General features: G+C 55.1%; 4 protein-coding genes. 2 read left to right on the forward strand and 2 right to left on the reverse strand.

The features are described 5' to 3' along the window. Both ACZAHD_RS22865 and parE read left to right on the forward strand, forming a co-directional pair. Positions 1 to 133, forward strand: a 133-nt coding sequence (locus ACZAHD_RS22865; protein WP_462458761.1) for a YqiA/YcfP family alpha/beta fold hydrolase, incomplete at its 5' end; no start/stop codon positions are given. A 30-nt stretch (positions 134 to 163) separates the two neighbouring features. Next, a complete protein-coding gene (gene parE, locus ACZAHD_RS22870; RefSeq protein ID WP_462458759.1) occupies positions 164 to 2059 on the forward strand; it encodes a DNA topoisomerase IV subunit B in 1896 nt (631 codons plus the stop codon). 71 nt (positions 2060 to 2130) lie between these two features. Here the strand turns inward: parE and ACZAHD_RS22875 are convergent, their stop codons facing one another. Continuing rightward, positions 2131 to 2445 (reverse strand): putative quinol monooxygenase, encoded by a 315-nt coding sequence (locus tag ACZAHD_RS22875; protein WP_434583049.1) that lies wholly within the window; start codon positions 2443 to 2445, stop codon positions 2131 to 2133. A 35-nt stretch (positions 2446 to 2480) separates the two neighbouring features. Further along, on the reverse strand, positions 2481 to 2965 hold a 485-nt coding region (locus ACZAHD_RS22880; RefSeq protein ID WP_462458760.1), incomplete at its 5' end, for an NAD(P)H-dependent oxidoreductase.

The raw sequence follows: 2965 nt of genomic DNA on the forward strand, positions 1-2965 counted from the left end.
AGTGCTTGATTACCGCCAGGCCGTTGCTTACTACGCCTCATGCCGGCAGACGGTAGAGGAGGGCGGCAATCACGCATTTGTCGGCTTTGAAGATCATTTCACTCAGATTATCGATTTTCTGGGTCTGCGTTAAGCGGCCCTGGATGACCTACGAATACACACCATGACGCAATCTTCATATAACGCTGATGCCATTGAGGTACTCACCGGGCTAGAGCCGGTTCGCCGCCGTCCGGGGATGTACACTGACACAACACGTCCTAACCATCTTGGACAGGAAGTTATTGATAACAGTGTGGATGAAGCACTGGCTGGCCATGCGAAACGCGTGGAGGTCATTCTTCATGCCGATCAATCGCTGGAAGTGATTGATGATGGACGCGGGATGCCGGTTGATATCCACCCGGAAGAAGGGGTGCCGGCGGTTGAGCTGATTCTGTGCCGGCTGCATGCGGGCGGCAAATTCTCCAGCAAGAACTACCAGTTCTCGGGTGGTCTGCACGGGGTGGGGATTTCGGTCGTCAACGCCTTGTCGAAGCGCGTGGAAGTGAACGTCCGCCGCGATGGTCAGATCTACAGCATCGCCTTTGAGCACGGCGATAAAGTTGAAGATCTCCACATTACCGGCACCTGCGGTAAACGTAATACCGGAACCAGCGTGCATTTCTGGCCGGATGAGAGTTTCTTTGATAGCCCACGCTTTTCCGTCTCGCGCCTGACGCATGTGCTAAAAGCCAAAGCCGTGCTCTGCCCCGGAGTCGAGATTGTCTTCCGTGATCAGGTAAATAACAGCGAACAGCGCTGGTGTTACCAGGACGGTCTGACTGACTACCTGTGCGAAGCAGTGAACGGCCTGCCGCTGCTGCCGGAAAAACCGTTCGTCGGCAACTTTTCCGGCGAAACCGAAGCGGTCGACTGGGCGCTGCTGTGGTTACCGGAAGGTGGGGAATTGCTGACTGAAAGCTACGTTAACCTGATCCCGACCATGCAGGGCGGTACCCATGTCAACGGCCTGCGCCAGGGGTTGCTCGAAGCGATGCGCGAGTTCTGTGAATATCGCAATATCCTGCCGCGCGGTGTGAAGCTGTCTGCGGAAGATATCTGGGATCGCTGTGCCTATGTGCTGTCGGTGAAAATGCAGGATCCGCAGTTTGCTGGTCAGACTAAAGAGCGTCTCTCTTCGCGTCAGTGCGCGGCGTTTGTCTCAGGCGTGGTAAAAGATGCCTTCAGCCTGTGGCTGAACCAGAACGTTCAGGCCGCGGAACTGCTTGCAGAGATGGCTATCTCCAGCGCCCAGCGCCGGATGCGCGCGGCGAAAAAAGTGGTCCGTAAAAAGCTGACCAGCGGCCCTGCGCTGCCGGGTAAGCTGGCGGACTGTACCGCCCAGGATCTGAACCGTACCGAGCTATTTCTGGTGGAAGGGGACTCGGCAGGCGGTTCTGCCAAGCAGGCGCGCGACCGTGAATATCAGGCGATCATGCCGCTGAAGGGGAAAATCCTTAATACCTGGGAAGTCTCATCTGATGAAGTGCTGGCGTCGCAAGAGGTCCACGACATTTCGGTGGCTATCGGTATCGATCCGGACAGCGATGACTTAAGTCAGCTCCGCTACGGCAAGATTTGCATTCTCGCGGATGCGGACTCCGACGGCCTGCACATTGCTACGCTGCTGTGCGCGCTGTTTGTGAAGCACTTCCGCACGCTGGTGAAACACGGGCATGTTCACGTTGCGCTGCCGCCTTTGTACCGTATCGATCTCGGCAAAGAGGTTTACTACGCGCTGACGGAAGAAGAGAAAGCCGGTGTGCTGGAGCAGCTCAAACGTAAGAAGGGCAAACCGAACGTCCAGCGCTTTAAAGGGCTGGGTGAAATGAACCCGATGCAGCTACGCGAAACTACGCTTGACCCGAATACCCGCCGCCTGGTGCAGTTGATTATCAGTGATGAGGATGAGCAGCAGACCACGGCGATGATGGATATGCTATTAGCCAAGAAACGTTCGGAAGACCGTCGTAACTGGCTGCAGGAGAAAGGGGATATGGCGGATCTGGAAGCCTGACCTGTTGTTTAAGCAGAACTGGCATTTCGCCAGTTCTGACTCATTTCTTGTGTTTTTCTTCGTGCGCAGGCTTAAATGCCGGACTGCAGAATGCGGATACTGGTCTCCAGCACATCGCCTTTCACCGCTTCACCGTAGGCTTTCATATGCGGCGTTTGCAGATGCGCTTCGAGATGGGCAACGCTTTCCCACTGTTCAACCATGACGATTGAATCCGGAGAGGTGCTCTGGAAACTCACGCCAGCGGCGTGGTCAACCAGCGGCGCATAGCCGTGGCAGCCTTCTTCCTGTAAAACGACCGGAACAAGTTTTGCAAACTGATCAAGTACCGCCTGGCGATGGTGTTGTCCCGGGCGTGTGCGAATTTCTGCGATCACTGTCAACATGATTAACTCAACTCCTTCTGTATGTAGATCTTTAGTTAACCAAAAATCTGCGCCAGATGCTTGCGATATTCTGCTATGTCACGCGGAATATCCGGCATTTTAATGACGTCGTTGGCGATAAAGGTTGGCAGAGGGGTCATGCCGAGGAACTGGTTGGCTTTATGGAACGGCAGATAAACGCCGTCAACGCCCACGCCGTGGAAGAACTGGTCTTTATCGTTGAAGGCATCCAGCGGCGCGTTCCAGGTCAGAGAGAGCATGTACTGCTTGCCCTGAATCAACCCGCCGGAACCATATTTTTTGCTGGCGTCTGAGCGGGTGCGCCCGTCGCTGGCATACAGCGAACCATGCCCTTCGGTGAAGACGTCATCAATATATTTTTTCACGGTCCACGGTGCGCCCATCCACCAGCCCGGCATTTGCCAGATAACCACGTCGGCCCAGAGGAAATTCTGTACTTGTTTTTGGACGTCGTAATCGCTTTCCGCACGGACGATTTTAACATCATGCCCGGCGTCGC

The sequence above is a fragment of the Raoultella sp. genome, assembly GCF_039594335.1.
Taxonomy (GTDB): domain Bacteria; phylum Pseudomonadota; class Gammaproteobacteria; order Enterobacterales; family Enterobacteriaceae; genus Klebsiella.

What these genes read in the sequence shown, in the direction of transcription:
- ACZAHD_RS22875 (WP_434583049.1), bottom strand. Translation starts at nt 2,445, where the DNA reads ATGTTGACAGTGATCGCAGAAATTCGCACACGCCCGGGACAACACCAT.
- parE (WP_462458759.1), top strand. Translation starts at nt 164, where the DNA reads ATGACGCAATCTTCATATAACGCTGATGCCATTGAGGTACTCACCGGG.